Origin of the sequence: Verrucomicrobium spinosum DSM 4136 = JCM 18804 (assembly GCF_000172155.1) — a bacterium.
Classification (GTDB): domain Bacteria; phylum Verrucomicrobiota; class Verrucomicrobiia; order Verrucomicrobiales; family Verrucomicrobiaceae; genus Verrucomicrobium; species Verrucomicrobium spinosum.
Genome location: NZ_ABIZ01000001.1, coordinates 1,064,898 through 1,080,145, shown reverse-complemented (window position 1 = coordinate 1,080,145; position 15,248 = coordinate 1,064,898). Strand labels below are relative to the sequence as shown.

The 15,248-nt window shown below is 60.4% G+C and carries 19 protein-coding genes and 1 pseudogene; 6 read left to right on the top strand and 14 right to left on the bottom strand.

Features of this window, described 5'->3' with window-relative positions:
* Positions 1-28: 28 nt before the first annotated feature.
* Both ruvX and VSP_RS04175 read right to left on the bottom strand, forming a co-directional pair.
* Positions 29-484 (bottom strand): Holliday junction resolvase RuvX, encoded by a 456-nt coding sequence (gene ruvX, locus VSP_RS33820; protein ID WP_009958968.1) that lies wholly within the window; start codon positions 482-484, stop codon positions 29-31.
* Between the two features lie 46 nt (positions 485-530).
* Positions 531-1,616, bottom strand: a complete 1,086-nt coding sequence (locus VSP_RS04175) for a mannose-1-phosphate guanylyltransferase (protein ID WP_009958967.1) — start codon at positions 1,614-1,616, stop codon at positions 531-533.
* 130 nt (positions 1,617-1,746) lie between these two features.
* Here VSP_RS04175 and VSP_RS04170 point away from each other — a divergent pair, with 130 nt between their 5' ends.
* Complete coding sequence (locus VSP_RS04170) at positions 1,747-2,058, top strand: hypothetical protein (RefSeq protein WP_009958966.1); 312 nt, start codon at positions 1,747-1,749, stop codon at positions 2,056-2,058.
* 93 nt (positions 2,059-2,151) lie between these two features.
* Here the strand turns inward: VSP_RS04170 and VSP_RS38895 are convergent, their stop codons facing one another.
* From VSP_RS38895 to VSP_RS04155, 3 genes are all read right to left on the bottom strand, one after another.
* Positions 2,152-2,871, bottom strand: a complete 720-nt coding sequence (locus tag VSP_RS38895; RefSeq protein WP_009958964.1) for a SprT family zinc-dependent metalloprotease — start codon at positions 2,869-2,871, stop codon at positions 2,152-2,154.
* A gap of 66 nt (positions 2,872-2,937) precedes the next feature.
* On the bottom strand, positions 2,938-3,873 hold the full coding sequence (epsC, locus tag VSP_RS04160) for a serine O-acetyltransferase EpsC (RefSeq protein ID WP_009958963.1): 936 nt from the start codon (positions 3,871-3,873) through the stop codon (positions 2,938-2,940).
* A gap of 78 nt (positions 3,874-3,951) precedes the next feature.
* Complete coding sequence (locus tag VSP_RS04155) at positions 3,952-5,331, bottom strand: FAD-binding oxidoreductase (protein WP_009958962.1); 1,380 nt, start codon at positions 5,329-5,331, stop codon at positions 3,952-3,954.
* Positions 5,332-5,454: 123 nt separating this feature from the next.
* Between VSP_RS04155 and VSP_RS04150 the strand changes: the two genes are divergently transcribed.
* Positions 5,455-6,027 carry a DMP19 family protein gene (locus VSP_RS04150; RefSeq protein ID WP_009958961.1) on the top strand — a complete coding sequence of 191 codons (573 nt, stop codon included), beginning with the start codon at positions 5,455-5,457 and terminating at the stop codon, positions 6,025-6,027.
* Between the two features lie 85 nt (positions 6,028-6,112).
* Positions 6,113-6,514, top strand: a complete 402-nt coding sequence (locus VSP_RS04145; RefSeq protein WP_343123275.1) for a GxxExxY protein — start codon at positions 6,113-6,115, stop codon at positions 6,512-6,514.
* Positions 6,515-6,570: 56 nt separating this feature from the next.
* Here VSP_RS04145 and VSP_RS33810 read toward each other — a convergent pair whose 3' ends face one another.
* On the bottom strand, positions 6,571-6,939 hold the full coding sequence (locus tag VSP_RS33810; RefSeq protein WP_009958956.1) for a diacylglycerol kinase family protein: 369 nt from the start codon (positions 6,937-6,939) through the stop codon (positions 6,571-6,573).
* Positions 6,936-8,249 carry an APC family permease gene (locus VSP_RS04135; RefSeq protein WP_009958955.1) on the bottom strand — a complete coding sequence of 438 codons (1,314 nt, stop codon included), beginning with the start codon at positions 8,247-8,249 and terminating at the stop codon, positions 6,936-6,938. Before VSP_RS04135 ends, VSP_RS33810 begins: the two co-directional genes overlap by 4 nt.
* A gap of 92 nt (positions 8,250-8,341) precedes the next feature.
* On the opposite strand from VSP_RS04135, the gene VSP_RS04130 reads away from it, so the two are divergent.
* Positions 8,342-9,544, top strand: a complete 1,203-nt coding sequence (locus tag VSP_RS04130) for a hypothetical protein (RefSeq protein ID WP_009958954.1) — start codon at positions 8,342-8,344, stop codon at positions 9,542-9,544.
* 108 nt (positions 9,545-9,652) lie between these two features.
* Here the strand turns inward: VSP_RS04130 and VSP_RS04125 are convergent, their stop codons facing one another.
* The gene (locus tag VSP_RS04125) at positions 9,653-10,108 is read right to left on the bottom strand and encodes a hypothetical protein (protein ID WP_157210727.1); all 456 of its coding nucleotides are present in this window, start codon (positions 10,106-10,108) and stop codon (positions 9,653-9,655) included.
* Positions 10,109-10,132: 24 nt separating this feature from the next.
* Between VSP_RS04125 and VSP_RS41905 the strand changes: the two genes are divergently transcribed.
* On the top strand, positions 10,133-10,390 hold the full coding sequence (locus tag VSP_RS41905; RefSeq protein WP_009958952.1) for a hypothetical protein: 258 nt from the start codon (positions 10,133-10,135) through the stop codon (positions 10,388-10,390).
* Positions 10,391-10,600: 210 nt separating this feature from the next.
* Here VSP_RS41905 and VSP_RS43810 read toward each other — a convergent pair whose 3' ends face one another.
* Positions 10,601-10,726, bottom strand: a complete 126-nt coding sequence (locus tag VSP_RS43810) for an MFS transporter (RefSeq protein WP_343123274.1) — start codon at positions 10,724-10,726, stop codon at positions 10,601-10,603.
* Positions 10,727-10,806: 80 nt separating this feature from the next.
* Between VSP_RS43810 and VSP_RS43805 the strand changes: the two genes are divergently transcribed.
* On the top strand, positions 10,807-10,992 hold the full coding sequence (locus tag VSP_RS43805) for a hypothetical protein (protein WP_343123273.1): 186 nt from the start codon (positions 10,807-10,809) through the stop codon (positions 10,990-10,992).
* Here the strand turns inward: VSP_RS43805 and VSP_RS43800 are convergent.
* The 5 genes and pseudogenes from VSP_RS43800 to VSP_RS04090 all read right to left on the bottom strand — a co-directional run.
* A pseudogene (locus VSP_RS43800) lies at positions 10,938-11,246 on the bottom strand (MFS transporter); the annotation flags it as partial. The gene VSP_RS43805 and the pseudogene VSP_RS43800 overlap by 55 nt on opposite strands.
* A gap of 23 nt (positions 11,247-11,269) precedes the next feature.
* Positions 11,270-11,476, bottom strand: coding sequence for a cupin domain-containing protein (locus VSP_RS04105; RefSeq protein ID WP_198141310.1), 207 nt, complete (start codon positions 11,474-11,476; stop codon positions 11,270-11,272).
* 227 nt (positions 11,477-11,703) lie between these two features.
* Complete coding sequence (locus tag VSP_RS04100) at positions 11,704-12,357, bottom strand: CmcI family methyltransferase (protein WP_009958947.1); 654 nt, start codon at positions 12,355-12,357, stop codon at positions 11,704-11,706.
* Between the two features lie 556 nt (positions 12,358-12,913).
* On the bottom strand, positions 12,914-13,912 hold the full coding sequence (locus VSP_RS04095) for a DUF3500 domain-containing protein (protein ID WP_009958946.1): 999 nt from the start codon (positions 13,910-13,912) through the stop codon (positions 12,914-12,916).
* A gap of 195 nt (positions 13,913-14,107) precedes the next feature.
* Positions 14,108-15,241 (bottom strand): lipocalin-like domain-containing protein, encoded by a 1,134-nt coding sequence (locus VSP_RS04090; RefSeq protein WP_009958945.1) that lies wholly within the window; start codon positions 15,239-15,241, stop codon positions 14,108-14,110.
* Between the last annotated feature and the right edge of the window lie 7 nt (positions 15,242-15,248).

Here is a 15,248-nt window from a genome sequence, read left to right as displayed (position 1 = left end):
AATAGCATCAGGAAACAACCACCCCTCCTCAGCGGAAGTCAGGCTCATCCGGCAGGAGCCAGGCATCGCCGCCCGCCTGGGTGTTCAGGTAATCTTGAAGGATGGCCACCGCCGCCACCTGATCCACCAGCTTCTTCTGCTCCTTGGTCTTCTGCTTGCCCTCCAGACCCAGGCTGCGCTCCGCCGCCACGCTGGTGAGACGTTCATCGACGAACTTCACCGTCACCTCGTGACGCAGCGCCTTGCTCAGGCGGTCGGCAAAGGCCTCCACCCGCGTGGCCGCTTCTCCGCGATGCCCATCCATGCGCAGGGGCAGTCCCAGCACCACGGTGGTGACGCGCTTCTGCCGCACGATTTCCGCGATCTCCTGCTCGACGCTGGGGCTCGTGTCCAGCGTCTTCAGAGGGTGGGCGGCCAGGCCCAGTTCATCACTGAGAGCCAGCCCAATGCGGACCGTGCCATGATCAATGCCGAGCGTGCGCATGCCTTGAAAGGGTGCCCTCAATTGCCAGGGAACGCAATTCTCCGCCCTAGCGGAGATCCGTAGGAAGCCCGTCCACCAGCTTCTTGATGCGCTCTGCCTGGCTGCGGTGCGCCACCAGCAGGGCGTCTGGAGTGGAGATCACCATCAAATCATGCACGCCGAGCAACGCAATGTGCTGGGGCGTCTGGGAAAACACGAGATTGTTGGTGGATTCGATCTGGTTGAGCAGGCAGTTGTGCTGATTGCCCTCGTGATCCTTGGCCAGGTACGCTCCCACTGAGGTCCAGTTGCCCACATCGTCCCAGTCAAAGGTGGCCTCCACATTCAGCACACAAGGGGCTTTCTCCATCAGGGCATAGTCGATGGAGAGCTTCGTCAGCTTCGGAAACCGCTCCTTCATCGTCGCGTCAAAGTCCTCTGCGGTGGACAGCGCATGGATGAAGTCCGCCAGTTCCGGGCAGTGTTGGGTCAAATTTTCCCTCACCGTCGGCACCGTCCAGAAGAACATGCCGGCGTTCCACGTGAAGTGCCCTTGCTCCAGGAACTGCTCCGCCAGGCTGGCGCTCGGTTTCTCCCGAAACCGCACCACCTCATACACCGGCACGCCATCGGCAGCGGGATCGTCAAGGCGGGCACCGCGCTCTACGTAGCCATAGCTGGGGCAGGGCCAGGTGGGCTTGATGCCGATCGTGACCAGATTTCCCCCGCTCTGCGCCGCCGCACAAGCCGTCCGCAACGCCCGCTGAAACTCGTCCGTGGCCTGAATGAGGTGGTCGGAGGGCAGCACCATCATCGTGGCCTGCGGGTCCCGCGCGGCGACCCAGGCGATCGCCAATGCGATAGCCGGGGCGGTATCCCGCTTCTCAGGCTCAGCGATGATGTTCTCCGCCGGGAAATCAGGCAAGGCTTCCCGCACGCCCTCCACCTGCTGGCAGTTGGTCAGGATGAGGATGTTCTCCCGGGGCACCACCCCAGCGAGACGGTTGATGGTATGCTCCAGCAGCGTCTTCTCATCAAACAAGCGCAGGAGCTGCTTGGGCAAACGATCCCGGCTGACCGGCCAGAACCGCTGACCGCTTCCCCCGGCAAGAACAAGGGCATAGGTGCGGGCGGGACTGGAAGGTGTACTCATGACGGTAAGGGTGGCTGACACCGGGACAAACCCGGAATACGTGAGGGAGAGTACCCTAGGACCATCGCCCTCAACCTCAAACGTGAATTTCTGTTTTCGTTTTGGCAGTTGCCAGCGTATAGTTTTAGTCATGACCCCTGCATCTCAGCGCTGGAACGACTCCGAACTGAACACCTATGCTGTTGCCACCGCATCCGCCGCGGCGGGCTGCGCTCTCGGCATGCTTTTCGGTCGTGGGATGTCACGCAAGTCTTCCAACATCGCCTCAGTGGCCCTGCTGGCCACCGGTGCCCTCCTCGTGGCCCCCACCGTGACGGAGATCGTCTCCCGCCTCGCCAACCGGCCGTCCTCCGCGCGTGGCAGCCGCAAGCGTCTGGAAGGCATCCGCAACGGGGCGGTGCCGGAAGGTGCCGATATCTACCCCCTCGGCGACGAAAACTGATCGCTGAGCGACCCCCCCTCCTCTTTACTTTATCTAGCGGCTGCATCTCCACCGGGATGCGCCGCTTTTTTAATGGGACTCAACCCAGCTCGCTCAGGGGTCGCCCGGTTCCTTCCGATGCACCAGCACAAACTGGAAGCGCGGATCAAACGCACCCCGGTTGTGCTTGCGGCAACAGGCCAGGCACGCCGTGTGCCGACGGAAACGTTTCACCCGCTCCACAATCATCTGGCAGGCAGGGCAGGCGTAAACAAACTTCCGCTGCTGCTTCGTCCGCGGCAGCGGCAGGGTGTGACGGGCACTTTCATCAGGGATGCCGAGATCTGCACAGGCCTGACGCCACTCCAGACCATGAGGCTCGATCCGCCGCCGCCCCGCCCGGGCATAGGCGATAAGGTGCGCCAGTTCGTGTTTCAGGGTCCGGTCCACCTGCCCCTCAAACTCCACCAGCCGGGGATTCAGCTCCACCAGCCACTGGGGCCACCGGGCGTAGCCAGCCGTGCTGCGCAGCTTGGCATTCCACACCACCTGCACCTTCCCTGCCCCTTCGGTCATGCCCAGGCTCAGCAACCAGCGCCGGGACTCGGTCTCCAGCCCCGCATCCCGTCCCCGGAACAAGGGAGCTGCCGAAGAGGGGGCTGTTGCAGACCCCATATCATCGCGTTCAGACTCAGGCTCCTCCTGATGATCGTGGCCGTGATCGCAGCACTGCTCCAGTTCCCCCTCCGCCTGCCCGACCGAGGTCGAGGCCGGAGTGACCAGCTTCTCCAAAAACTCAAACCACATCTGACGCTGGGCCGTCTTGGGAATCATCTGAAGCAGAGGGTAGCATAATCTGGCCCATTGCAAGCGACGGCGGTGTCACCCGATACACCCTTGTTACAAGCCAATGTCGGGCCGTTCGTCTGGCGAGAGGGGCTTCTGGCGGGCCGTCTTGTCATAAGTACGCTGCACCTGATCTGCCATCACCAGCAAAGTGTCTGGCGGGATGCTTTTCATCAAGAAAACGTTGGCTCCGATGGTGCTGCGTGCCCCCAGGGTGGTATCCCCCCCCAAGATGATGGCATTCGGGTACACCGTCACATGGTCCTCCACGTTGGGATGCCGCTTGGTGCCTTTCACAATGTGTCCGTCCTCATCTTTCTGGAAGCTGCGCGCCCCAAGGGTGACACCATGATACAGCTTCACATGAGAGCCGATCACGCAGGTCTCACCGATGACGACGCCCGTGCCGTGATCAATGAAAAAATGGGAGCCGATCTGCGCCCCGGGGTGAATGTCGATCCCGGTGCGGCTGTGCACCCACTCCGTCATCATGCGTGGGATCAGCGGCACACCGGCCCGGTACAGAATGTGGGAAAGCCTCTGAATGGCAATCGCCTCCAGCCCCGGATAGGCGAGGATGATCTCGTCGTAGCTCTTCGCCGCAGGGTCGCCATCATAGGCCGCCTCCACATCCGTCTGCAGGAGCCTGCGGACGACGGGGAATTTCTTGAAGAACTGGCAGGCCACTTCATGAGCCCACGTGCGGTTGTCCGTATGGCTGGGATCCGCGAGGCGGAAGCTGTGCTCCATCTCGTCCGCCAGCCGGTCGCGGATGCTCTGCACCAGCTCATTGGTGATGAGCGGCAGCTCTGCAGTGGATACCGCCTCCTCCGCGAAGAAGCCGGGAAAGAGCAGCTGGAGCAGGTCCTCACACAGGGAGGCAATCACGCGCTTCGAGGGCAGGTTGGCACAATCGAGGTGATTGATGCCGCCGACTTCCTGGTAGGACTTGAGCAGTCCGCTGACGAGATCTTCCTGTGGGCAATCCATTTGGCAGTAGCGAGAGACGATAAAAAGCTGAGGGGAAATAGGCCGGGCGACCAAGGTCACGCGCCCCGTTCCTCCCCATCATGGAACGAACTTGCCGGGATTCAAGATGCCAAGCGGATCAAGTGCAGCCTTGAGGCGGCGGTGCACCTCCAGCGCCCCGGCTCCGATGGCCTCAGGGAACCAGCGCTTTTTAGCGATGCCGATGCCGTGTTCCCCGGTAATGGCCCCGCCCAATGCCAGCACGTGATGGAAGAGGCGGTCCAACGCCACCTCTGCCCGCTCCCGCTGGGCCGGATCTTCCATGTCCGGCACCATGACGTTCACGTGAATGTTCCCATCCCCGGCATGGCCAAAGCACGCGACGGGGAAGCCGCTCTCCTCTTGCAGCTTGGAGGCAAAACTCACCAGCTCCACCAGGCGGCCACGCGGCACCACGATGTCCTCATTGAGCTTGATCAGCCCCGTGGCCCGCAGGCTGTAGGAGAACTCACGGCGCAGGGTCCAGAATTTTTCACACTCCGCATCACCCACCGCGGCACTGATGGAGACCGCGCCCAGGCCTCTCAACAGGCTCTCGATGGCCTGCAACTCCAGCGGCACCGTGTTTTCCTGGCCATCCACCTCCACCAGCAGGTGGGCCTCCCCCTCTGGCACGGATTCACCCACATAGTCACGGGCGGCCCGGAGCGTGAAGCTGTCGGTGATCTCCAGGGCGGACGGCAGATGTCCGCTGCCCAGGATCCGCTGCACCGCGGCGGCCGCTTCTGCAAAGGTGGCAAAGCCCACGGAAAGCATCGCACGCAGGGGCGGATGGGGGATGAGGCGCAGGGTCGCCTCGGTCACCACGCCCAGCAGCCCCTCGCTACCCGTAAACAGACCCACGAGATCAAAGCCAGTCTTGTTCTTGTGGCAACGACCGCCCGCTCTCAGGATGGTGCCGTCAGGGATCACCGCCTCCAAGCCCAGCACATAGGGCCGCGTCACCCCGTACTTCAGGCAGCGCGGCCCCCCGGCGTTGGTGGAGATGTTGCCTCCCAGGGAGCATTCCTTCAGGCTCGCCGGGTCGGGCGGGTAGAACCACCCGCGCTCTTTCACCGCCTTCTGGAGGTCACCAGTGATCACCCCTGGCTGCACCACGGCCACGCCATCCGCTTCGTTGATCTCCAGGATGCGGTTCATCTTCGCCAGAGAGAGGGCGATGCCGGCCTGGAGCGGCACGCAGCCCCCCACATACCCCACCCCTGCACCACGCGGCGTCACCGGGATGCGCCGCTCTGAAGCGAACTTGAAAAGCGCGCTCACCTGCTCTGAGCTCTCGGCAAAGACCACCACATCCGGCCGGGCCGAGGCAAACCACTTGTCCGTGCTGTGCACCGCCAGCACGGGCTCTTCAACAGAGACACAGGAGGGGCCGAGAAGGGAGGTGAGTTCAGAAATGTAGGAGCCAGGGGACGACATGGGACGGGAATATTCTCACACGAAGGCACAAAGGCACGCAGGTTTTGAGGATTCATCCCTCTGGACCCAGTCACGATTGGGACTTGCTCCCCGGCTGGGAAGTGGCGACATTGACACACTCCAATGCGATTCTTCACCCCGAGTTGGCAAAAATTTGATCGGCAACCGGAGGGCCTACCCCGACTGAGTTACATCTTCGCCAAGGACATTGAGCCTGAATGGCGAAAAGCAACCTATCCGAACTTGAACGAAGGCCGCAGGATGGCGGTGCGATTCTACTGGTTTACCTCCGAGCTCAACAACGGCGGACTGCCGCATTACTTCTGGAAGGCCAGCGGCAAATTCGCAGCGGATCAGATCCAGGATTTCTTTGAGATTGGACACCCAAATGCAGGCAACATCCTGACAAGTGCCACCCGTAAATTCTTTGGTGCCGCCATCCCGGCTGTGGACATCACCGAGCGCCGCCGCCAAATCGACGCCTCGTATATACCTCATTCCGACGACGAGGATGATCATGACCACGATCACGATGATGATGATCACGACCATGACCATGATCAGCTCGCCCTGTTGAGCGGCAAGGACGATCTAAAGGAAGAAACAGAAGATCTCCGGCAGCTGGAAAAAGCTCTGGCGATGGGGCTCTGCTCGTGGTTCCGTGCGAACCCTCAGCACTTCACAAGGCTGAGGTAAGGCAGGGCACATCTCGCTGACGGGAGATGAAGATTCTCACACAAAGGCACCAAGGCACGAAGGTTCTGATGACTGGAAGTCCAGAATAGTTTGTGCGAAGAGTGATGAAATAACTGAAGAGCTTGAGAGAATCGCCAAGGATGTAGTAGATTCAGCAATCAAGATCCATATGGCGATCGGACCAGGACTCTTGGAGAGCGTTTACCTGGTAATTCTTGAGAAGAAGCTCAAGGACTTGGGCTATCAAGTGGAGCGCGAAAAAGCGATTCCCGTTGTGTTTGAGGGGATCAAGTTCGAGATGGGTTTCCGGGCTGATCTGATCGTCAACAGTTGCTTCATTGTCGAGTTGAAGTCGCTGGAGAAAATGAGTCCAGTGCATGCCAAACAACTCCTCACCTATCTCAAGCTCGCAAACTGTCGCCTCGGTCTTCTCATCAATTTTGGGGAGGAAGTGCTCAAGAACGGCATTCGACGCATCGCAAACTGAAGAGGGGCTCTACAAAAACCTTCGTGCCTTTGTGCCTTCGTGTGAGAATAAATCACTCACACCCAAGGCCTCCACATCTCCCAAAACCTCGGCACGAACACCACCGCTCCTACCGCAGCCGCAATGAACGCGGCCACCAGTACGGCTCCGGCAGCGACGTCCTTCGCGAGGCCGATCAAAGGGTGAGGCTCCTTTGTGATGACATCACAGGCGATCTCCAACGCAGTATTGAAGATCTCTGCCACCCAGACCAACCCGATGGCCAGGATCAGCGCGAGCCACTCGATGAGGGACACCTGCAACCCGATGCCGAGGCCAACGACAGCCAGTGAGGCGAGCGCATGCCAGAGGGCGTGCCGCTGTGTCCTCACCACGTGAACCAGACCGTGCCAGGCGTGGCGGAGAACCGGGAACTCCAGCTTCATGACTCTGCACCGGGCTCCGGACGGCGTCCTGCTCTATCGAGGAAATAAATCACCACACCCACCACCAGGGTGGCTGCGCCCCACGCGGTTTCCACCGGGCGGCGGATCACCAGGGAAAACAACATCCAGCCCACCACGGCGGCGAAGATGAGCGGAGGCAGCGGATAGAGAGGCACCCGGAAGGGGCGCTCCAGGCCGGGCTGACGCCAGCGCATCCACGGCACGGCCAGCACACACAGGAGGGAGCAGCCGAGCAGAAGGGTTTCAATGTACAACAGGAGCTGGTCGAATGTGCCCGTCAGCATGAGAGTGAGCACCACCACGGTGATCACCAGCACCGCCAGCCAGGGCGCACCCACCGCATTCGTGTAGGTCATGGAGCGCAGGATGCGCCTGTCCTGTCCCATCACGCGGAGCACCCGTGTGCCGGAGAAGAGCATGGCGCTGACGTGCGCCACCAGGCCGAAGGCGATGAGCGTCCCCATGGCATCCCCACCGCGCTGGCCAAAGATGGCCCGCCCGGCGATGAGGGCACTCTGCATGTTGCCCGTCATCTCCTGCCACGGCGCGCCCACCAGAAAGACCGCGTTCAGGGCGATATAAAGAAAGGTCACCGCTGACGTTCCGATGATGAGCGCCCGCGGCAGGTTCCTTGCCGGGTTCTCGATTTCGCCGGCGATGTAAGAGGCCGCATTCCACCCGGCGTAGGCGTACATGACGAACACCAGCGCCACGGCGTAAGGCTTGCTGAGGAAATAAACCCCGTCACCCGGGCGGGGTTGCAGCAGATCCCAACGCCCCTGACCCAGCCAGCACGCACCGAAGATGAATGAGATCACCAGCGTGACCTTCAGGATGGTGAAGCCAAGCTGGAAGCGCTCGATGAACCTCAAGTGGCAGAGCTGCACCCCCATGATGACAAGCACCAGGCCCACAGAAAGCGCGGTCTCATTCAAGCCCGGCACAATGCCATGCGTGTAGCTGCCGAAGAGCTTGGCGGCGGCGGCGATGGGGGCGGCAAATCCAGCCGTGAGGGAGATCCACCCCGCCAGAAATCCCACCAGCGGGTGGTACGCCCGGGAGAGCAGATGGTACTCCCCGCCGGACCGTGGCATCATGGCCCCCAGCTCCGCATAACAAAACGCTCCACACAAGGAAACCACGCCCCCGATCAACCACAGGATGAGGATGGGAAAACCGGAAGGGATGTCCGCCAGTTGAAAGCCAACGCTGGTGAACACGCCAGTGCCGACCATGCTGGCCACCACGATGGCCGTTGCGGCGGTGAAGGAGAGACGGTCGGGCGGCATCGGGGGCTCTGTAGCATGCCAGGGCAGGCCTGGCCAGCAGAAGCACGGTTTTGCGCTTCCTCTTGTCATGTTCTCTGCTAGTCTCGCGCGCGATGCGTCCCTGCATACTCCCTCTTCTCCAGACCCTGCTGGTCTCCCTCCCCCTCCTGACCCTCACCCATTGCGGCAGCTCCAAGCCGACGCAACCAGCTGGCACGGGCACTCAGGTGCTCCGCGCAGAACCGGCGGAAGATGGGGAATTGTTTCCCGCAGCCACGGGCCTGGCCGTGCCGGTGGCGTCGGCAGCGCTCAATGACACCGCCCGGTTCCTGGCAGGCATGCCGCCAGTGAACGGGCAGGACGCCTTTGGCAATCTGCGCAATTCTGTCGCTTGGAAGAACCATTCCCTGCGCATGAACTCCCTCTGGCGCGACTTCGAGTGGCGTCACGGCCGCCCCGTGAATCAGTGGGCACAATCGGAGATGAGTGACCTCCGCGACAGTCCGGCCGTTTTCTACCCCTTCAGCGGTCCGGACTTTCTCTTCGCCAGTGTCTTCTTTCCGTACTCAGAAACCTACCTGATGTGCGGCCTGGAGGCCTGCGATCCCCTCCCTGCGTGGGAGACGGTGACGGAGGCGGACATCGATGTGGGTCTGGACAGCCTCTGGAACTCGCTCGATACCGTCCTGCAATTTTCCTACTTCATCACCAAGGAGATGCGCCAGGATCTGCAGGCCTCCCGTTTCCGCGGGGTCCTGCCCGTGTTCCTGGTCTTCATCGCCCGCACCGGCCACGTGGTGGAGTCCATCGAGGCTGCCCGACTGGATGACAACGGCACCCCCGTCGTCTCTGCCGCCACCCAGAGCACGTCACCGGGCCTGCTCATTCGCATCAATGGCCCCCACGGCCCCAAGCGGATCTACTACTTCACGCAGAACCTGTCGAACGACGCCTTGAAGCCCAACAGCCCCTTCCTGCTTTACGCCACCAGCCTGGGCCGTCCCGCCACCCTGGCAAAGAGCGCCTCCTACCTCATGCACGAATCCTACTTCTCAAACGTGCGCAACTTCATCCTCATGCAAAGCCGTGGCCTCGTGCAAGACCCCAGCGGGGTGCCTTACCGCAGCCTCATCGAGCAGAACTGGAAGGTCAACCTCTACGGCAACTACCAGGGCGTGCAGGACATCTTCAAGGAGTATGAGCAGCCGGACCTCCTCAGCGCCCAGCAACAGCAAGGCCCCCGTCCGTTGAGCTTCGGCATCGGCTACCTGAACATGCCGACCAATACCAGCCTCATGGTGGCGCGCCCCCAGTGAGACAATCTCGCGGGAGGGCTTGGAACCTGTTTGGATAAAAACATCTGGGCATGGCAGGTTCATTTAAAAGAATGAGATAAGAGTCACTTCGCCGAGAGATTGTGAATCTTAGTCCAGGATCAGGAGCACCGGTCCGCGCTCGTGCCGGTGCTCAATCACTATCTTGCCACCTTGGGAGCCCACCCTGAGCGTCTGCTCTGTTGTTTTCGTGGTCTGGTCAAACAGGAGCTGATCTTTCACCATCCCGTCTTTGGCCGCCGAGGAAAGGGGCGTCCCGGACCGAAATTGGATGCTCCAGGGTCGGGCCGCCGCCGGATCGAGCCCGAGTCCCAGGATCCGCACTGGCACCTTGGAATTTTCCTTGATCTGAATCGTGGAGACCATGCCCCCCGGAATGCGCACCGTATTCGTACTCCCTTCCACAAAATCACAGTTGAAGAGTTTGATCTCCGACATCGCCACGCGGGGTCTGACCTCCATCTGGCACCACTTCCGGACCGCTCCCGCCGTCCCGAACGCCAGCAACAATCCCAGAGCTATCAATCCAAGCCGCGCTCTGCTCATGGCCGCCAATCTGAATTCACATCCATGTTAACACAGCGCGGCGGCCTTCCCGTAACGCTTTTTGAGCAGCGCACGGAGCTTTCACCCACCCGGCGCTGCACAGTGTCCGGGGTTCCCTCAGGTTCAGGCAGCCTCTCAGTGGTGGTCGTGATGGTCATGGTGATGTTTCTTCCAATGATGACGCTCGCGATTGAAATCACGGCGACCATGGTCGTGACCATGGTGAGGGTAGTGGTGATAACAACTGCTGAACAACAGGGTGGCCGCAAGGGCCATGCCTAACGTGAGGAGAGATTTCATAGGGATGGGTCTGAAGGAGGGGCTGCCGGAGTGGTCCACCTCCCTGAATAGAGGCGCGAACTTGCCCAGCATCCGCTGCGGTTGACTGAGATGGACGCATGCTAACGTCTTTGCATTCAATCGGATGCCAGCCATTCCCCGGTGGTCTTCCCGGCACACAATTCCATTTCCTCGAACGAGGGCAGCACTGAATCAGGACTTCTGCCCTCCCACCAGATCCTGCTGAATTTCCTCCAGCGAGCGGTTTTTGGTCTCAGGCACCATCAGCCGCACCCAGACCAGCTGGAGGATCATCATGAAGCAGAAAAAGAGGAACACCGCGCCCGGATGAAAGGCGGTAACAGCCAGGGGAAAGACCGTGGTGAGCACCGCGGCAAAAGAACGCAATGAGGATAGGCGTGCGCATCTCCCGACTCCAGAACCCGCGGCTGGAGACAGAGCGTTCGCCGGTGGACATCGTAAGCCCCTCAGCCATGGCGTTCAACTCCGCCTCCCCCGCTCCGGGATGCACCTGCCGGAGCACGGCCACGGTGGACACCCCGATGGCGATGCCACCGAGAAACCTCGCCACCATGAAGGAATAGACCTCGTTCGCGAAGGCCGACCACACGGACCCGACCAGGAAAAGCACCCCGATGACCAGGAGCGTTCGTTTCCGCCCGAACCGGTCAGCAGGCAAGCTTCCCACAAGGGAGCCCACCACCGTGCCCCAGAGTGCCGCCCCCATCGCCAGCCCATGCATCTCCGCGCTCAACCCCCAGAGCTGTTGAATGGTCTTTTCCGCGCCGGAGATCACGACCGTGTCGAATCCGAAAAGAAATCCCGCCGTGGAATGAATCTAATCTCAAAGCCTGCGCCATCCTACGGAATGCGCTCCCCACTCGTCTGGGTGGCATCGGACAAAAGCCGGGAAAATCCGGACACCACTTCCTCGGTGTCGCAGCGCTGCTGGCGCAAAGAATCGGCAACTTCAAAGCAGTCGTCTTCCGCAATATCCGGAATGCCCACCACCAGAACCCGCATCTTGCCGCGGGCCCCGTGAACCACTCCCGGCGGAATGTGAACCACAGAGCCCTTACTCACCGGTTCCTCCACGCCAACGCTACATCTCCGACATCGCAAGCTCTCAGATGCACCCTATCCCACTATAACCAACATCTGGCGACGAAGTCGCTTTGGAATGCGTGCGTGAAGCGCCGCTTTCGCCTGCCGGATGCCCTTGTATCAAGACGCAGCGTACAACAGCAACCAAAACACCGCTTCGGCGCATACTCCGACTCCCCCTCCGCTTTCACTCACATGGGCGTCGTGATCGGCGCCTGGCGCTGGCCCTGACGTCGGCGCTCGAAAACCACGATGCTGTCGTAGCAGGCGATGCAATCTGTCGAGCGCGTGAACTCGGAGATCGGCAATTGGTCCTTGGTGTGCACAGCATTAATCTCATCGAGTTTGTGCTTCACGAACTCCATGAAACTGCCCTCACGCCCCAGTCCCCCCTCATATTCTTTCCAGTAACAGGTGTGCGTGTCCTCCACCATGTACACCCCGTTGGGGTTGACCCGGTCATACATCAGCTCAAAGGAACGGATCATGTGCTGCATCATATGGCTGCCGTCATCCAGCACGATGTCCACGTGAGGATATTTGGCAAAGATGGATTCGATGACTGCGGGATCATCCTGGCTGCCGATGAACACTTCGATCCCCTCGCCTTCATGCTCTTTGCATTCTGGATTGATGTCGATGCCGACAATCTTGCACCCAGGACCAAAGTACTCCTTCCACATGGCCAGTGACCCGCCGCCAAAGACGCCGATCTCGATGATCACCGGCGACTTGCCACGAAAACGGGCAAAGTGCCGCTCGTAGATGTCGAAGTAGTGCATCCACTTGTGCAACCGCTTGTTGGCATTGTTGAGAAAGTACTTGTGAAGAAATCCGTCACTCATAGGCAGTTGATCCTGTTCAATCGTTCTCGTTCAAGAAACAGAGATAATGACAGGAACAGCATCCCGGTCAATCGAGGTGTCGCCATCGTTGAAAGCAGATCGCAGACGAGCCGCTGCCTACGCCGCTGAATCCAAAATCGCATCCACATCGGGTCCGGGCTTCAAAAACGACAGTCCGGCAGAACATTTTGGGTCAATGCGGAACTCGACGCGCAGCTTGAGGGACTTGCCTTGGTTTGGGAAAGCTCAAGCGGGCGATGTGATTGAAGAAACTTCCTCACGCCTCCTTCTCTTTGGGAGTGAGGACCGATCTCTTTCCATTTCCTTCGAGACTTGCGATTTTACCTTGGCGCGCTCAAAGTCATGATGGCACATCCGCCCTACCGATGGCAGGAATGCCCTTTCAGGAGGACCCAAGGTCCGGCTTTCATAGGAGCTCCTCTGAATCCGGGCTTACAGTCCTCAAATTGCACACCCAGGGAGGTGCGATGATGCGTGGCGACTTACATTTTCCTGATGGCATGGGCGTTTAGTTGTCAGCATGCCCCCCCACGCCTCACGCCACGCCATCCTTGATGTGCGCCCAGCAATGCACATGGGGATCGCCACGGAAATACCAAATCATAGACGGTCCTTCGAGCTGCCACACATCCCAGACGCCGTCGTTGCCGACATCTTGATTCTTGTAGAAGGCCATGTGCAGGTGGTCAAAACCCGCCTTCTCGATGTAGCCGAGTGCCTCAGTGGCATCCTCCTTGCGGAAGGGCAGGAGCAAATCCGCCAGGACCTTGCGGACCAGGTCCTTCTGGTCAGAACTGAGCTCTGTCATGGGAATGCCTTCGATGCCGGTCTTGCGCCCTGTCAGCTTCACGGTGGCGTTGCCCGCCTCCCCACGACCTTCCGGCCTCAGCGCCATTTCCCGCTGCTTGCCATCCAGGGCGGCAAACACCTCGTTGGCCCGCTTGGCCTGGTACCAGTACACGTTGCCGGGATGGTCCGGCTTTTCATTGAAGCCCTTGGCGGCATGACCGTAGAAGATGGGCCCGCCGAAGGCCGTGCCCGCCAGGCTGTTGCCATCGCAACGGCGCGTGCAGTGACGGCCCGTCAGCACAAACTCGAACTTGCCTTTCCCCGGCTCGCCGAAGAGGGCGATGCTCGCACTGCCAAAGCCACCATCCCCCTTGTTGTCCTGGTCAAACTGCTCCCAGACCTTGTCCTTGTATTCATCGCTGTGCAGCTTGTCGAAGATCTCCCGCACCATCGCCTGCTGGTCCTTGTTGAGCACATCCTGGATCGGCTTGGGAGTGATGTGCCAGTTGTTGTCCACCTTGGACCGCAACGCGTGGTCAAAATCAAAACACAACACCTTCCGTTGTGCCTCATCGAGCGTGCCGTAAAGCGTGGTCACCAGCGACTCGGAAACGGGTTGCGAAGCCGTAGCCGTGGGCGCGGCCACCGCCGGACCTCCCACCAAAGCCGCCCCAGTGGCCGCCAGGCTCTGGAGGATGAACTGACGACGGGAAGGATGCTCCAACAGAGAAGAAGGCGTATTCATGGCAGGCAGCGGGCAAAGACTTTCACCGGGACATACGGTGACAGGAGAACCAGCCTCTCAAAAAGAAGAGCATCTGCCAATTATGAATTCTGAATTCGAAATGATAAATGGAATCATCTTCCCCTTCCAACGATCCACCCAACCTGCACTCCATTCCTAATTCCTAATTCCTAATTCCTAATTTATAATTGATTTCTACTGGAATTGCCCCGCCAAATCTCCCGTGTACCCCGCCAGTTCCAAAAACGCGGAGCCCAGTTCTTCACCTGACACTGCATCCACCACGCGGCATGCCCCTTCCCAGTAGGCGGTACCGCCCATGGCACCCGTCTGTTCCTGCGCCTCAGCCAGGGGTTCGAGTTTCAGGTGCAGGGGCTTGCCGGTGGCGGGGTCCACAGTCTGGATCTCGGCACGGATGGGGTAGCTGGCTTTCGTCACCGGACTACGCCAATAACCGAGCTCCTTCCAGACAAACTGGTCCACGCTGTGATGCTGCACCTTCCCCGCCGCATCGATCCATGCCAGGGTGGAGTGTCGGTCCAATGCCCCGTCCTTGCGGCGCATGCGATACACCATGATCTCCCGACCGTCCTTGAGCTGGATGGCGGCCCAGTCCCAGCCGGATTGTTCAGGATCCAACTGGCTGCTGCTGATCTCGTGATCCATCCACGCCTCACCAGTGACCTCCAGTTTCTCATCCCCCCACTGGAGCTGACCGCGGGTCTTCAAGCGCGTGAAGGTCAGGTAGTGGCTCGCGGCCGTGGGCCCATCCGCCTTGCGGGAGACGCCGTCTTTGCCAAAAAACACCAGCGGCTTGGCAGGGATGAGTTCGAGGTCAAACTTCGCCTCACCCGCCACCGTGCCCAGCAGTTGCATGGCCTGCTCCACCGGGCGGATCATCTTCAGTGACCAGTTGCCATTCCGCACCGCCAGCGTGTTTTCATCCGCCTCCGCATCCCATCCCGCCCGATTGAGCCGTTCCTGATGCAGGAACTTCCCGCTGCCAGCATCCAGCAGCGCCATGTGCGCCAGGTGCATCTGCCCGTGCTGATACAGCGTGGACTCCTCTCCTGCCTCAGCCTTGGCCTGGGCCTGGCGGAAGAACGTGGCCTGAAAACCAAAGCGCCGACCACCCGCAGCGTACAGATGCCCGGTGACATACCACCACTCGATCTTGAACTCCGGATGGCTGCCATGATCCCGCGGAAACTCAAACACCCTCCCAGGCTGAGGCAAGGCAAAGCCCTCCGCCGTTTTCAACAGCGGCTCCTGAGCTCCCAGCGCACCCGCCAGAAGGCAGGCGGCCCAAAACCCAAGCATCGTTCTCATTCCCATT

Bases quoted from the DNA above. Each gene is read 5' to 3' on its own strand.
- VSP_RS04095 (WP_009958946.1), bottom strand. From the start codon at position 13,912: ATGAATACGCCTTCTTCTCTGTTGGAGCATCCTTCCCGTCGTCAGTTC.
- VSP_RS04175 (WP_009958967.1), bottom strand. From the start codon at position 1,616: ATGAGTACACCTTCCAGTCCCGCCCGCACCTATGCCCTTGTTCTTGCC.
- VSP_RS38895 (WP_009958964.1), bottom strand. From the start codon at position 2,871: ATGATTCCCAAGACGGCCCAGCGTCAGATGTGGTTTGAGTTTTTGGAG.
- VSP_RS04090 (WP_009958945.1), bottom strand. From the start codon at position 15,241: ATGAGAACGATGCTTGGGTTTTGGGCCGCCTGCCTTCTGGCGGGTGCG.
- VSP_RS04170 (WP_009958966.1), top strand. From the start codon at position 1,747: ATGACCCCTGCATCTCAGCGCTGGAACGACTCCGAACTGAACACCTAT.
- VSP_RS41905 (WP_009958952.1), top strand. From the start codon at position 10,133: ATGTTAACACAGCGCGGCGGCCTTCCCGTAACGCTTTTTGAGCAGCGC.
- VSP_RS04100 (WP_009958947.1), bottom strand. From the start codon at position 12,357: ATGAGTGACGGATTTCTTCACAAGTACTTTCTCAACAATGCCAACAAG.
- VSP_RS04150 (WP_009958961.1), top strand. From the start codon at position 5,455: ATGCGATTCTTCACCCCGAGTTGGCAAAAATTTGATCGGCAACCGGAG.
- VSP_RS04155 (WP_009958962.1), bottom strand. From the start codon at position 5,331: ATGTCGTCCCCTGGCTCCTACATTTCTGAACTCACCTCCCTTCTCGGC.
- ruvX (WP_009958968.1), bottom strand. From the start codon at position 484: ATGCGCACGCTCGGCATTGATCATGGCACGGTCCGCATTGGGCTGGCT.
- VSP_RS33810 (WP_009958956.1), bottom strand. From the start codon at position 6,939: ATGAAGCTGGAGTTCCCGGTTCTCCGCCACGCCTGGCACGGTCTGGTT.
- epsC (WP_009958963.1), bottom strand. From the start codon at position 3,873: ATGGATTGCCCACAGGAAGATCTCGTCAGCGGACTGCTCAAGTCCTAC.
- VSP_RS04135 (WP_009958955.1), bottom strand. From the start codon at position 8,249: ATGCCGCCCGACCGTCTCTCCTTCACCGCCGCAACGGCCATCGTGGTG.
- VSP_RS04125 (WP_157210727.1), bottom strand. From the start codon at position 10,108: ATGAGCAGAGCGCGGCTTGGATTGATAGCTCTGGGATTGTTGCTGGCG.
- VSP_RS04130 (WP_009958954.1), top strand. From the start codon at position 8,342: ATGCGTCCCTGCATACTCCCTCTTCTCCAGACCCTGCTGGTCTCCCTC.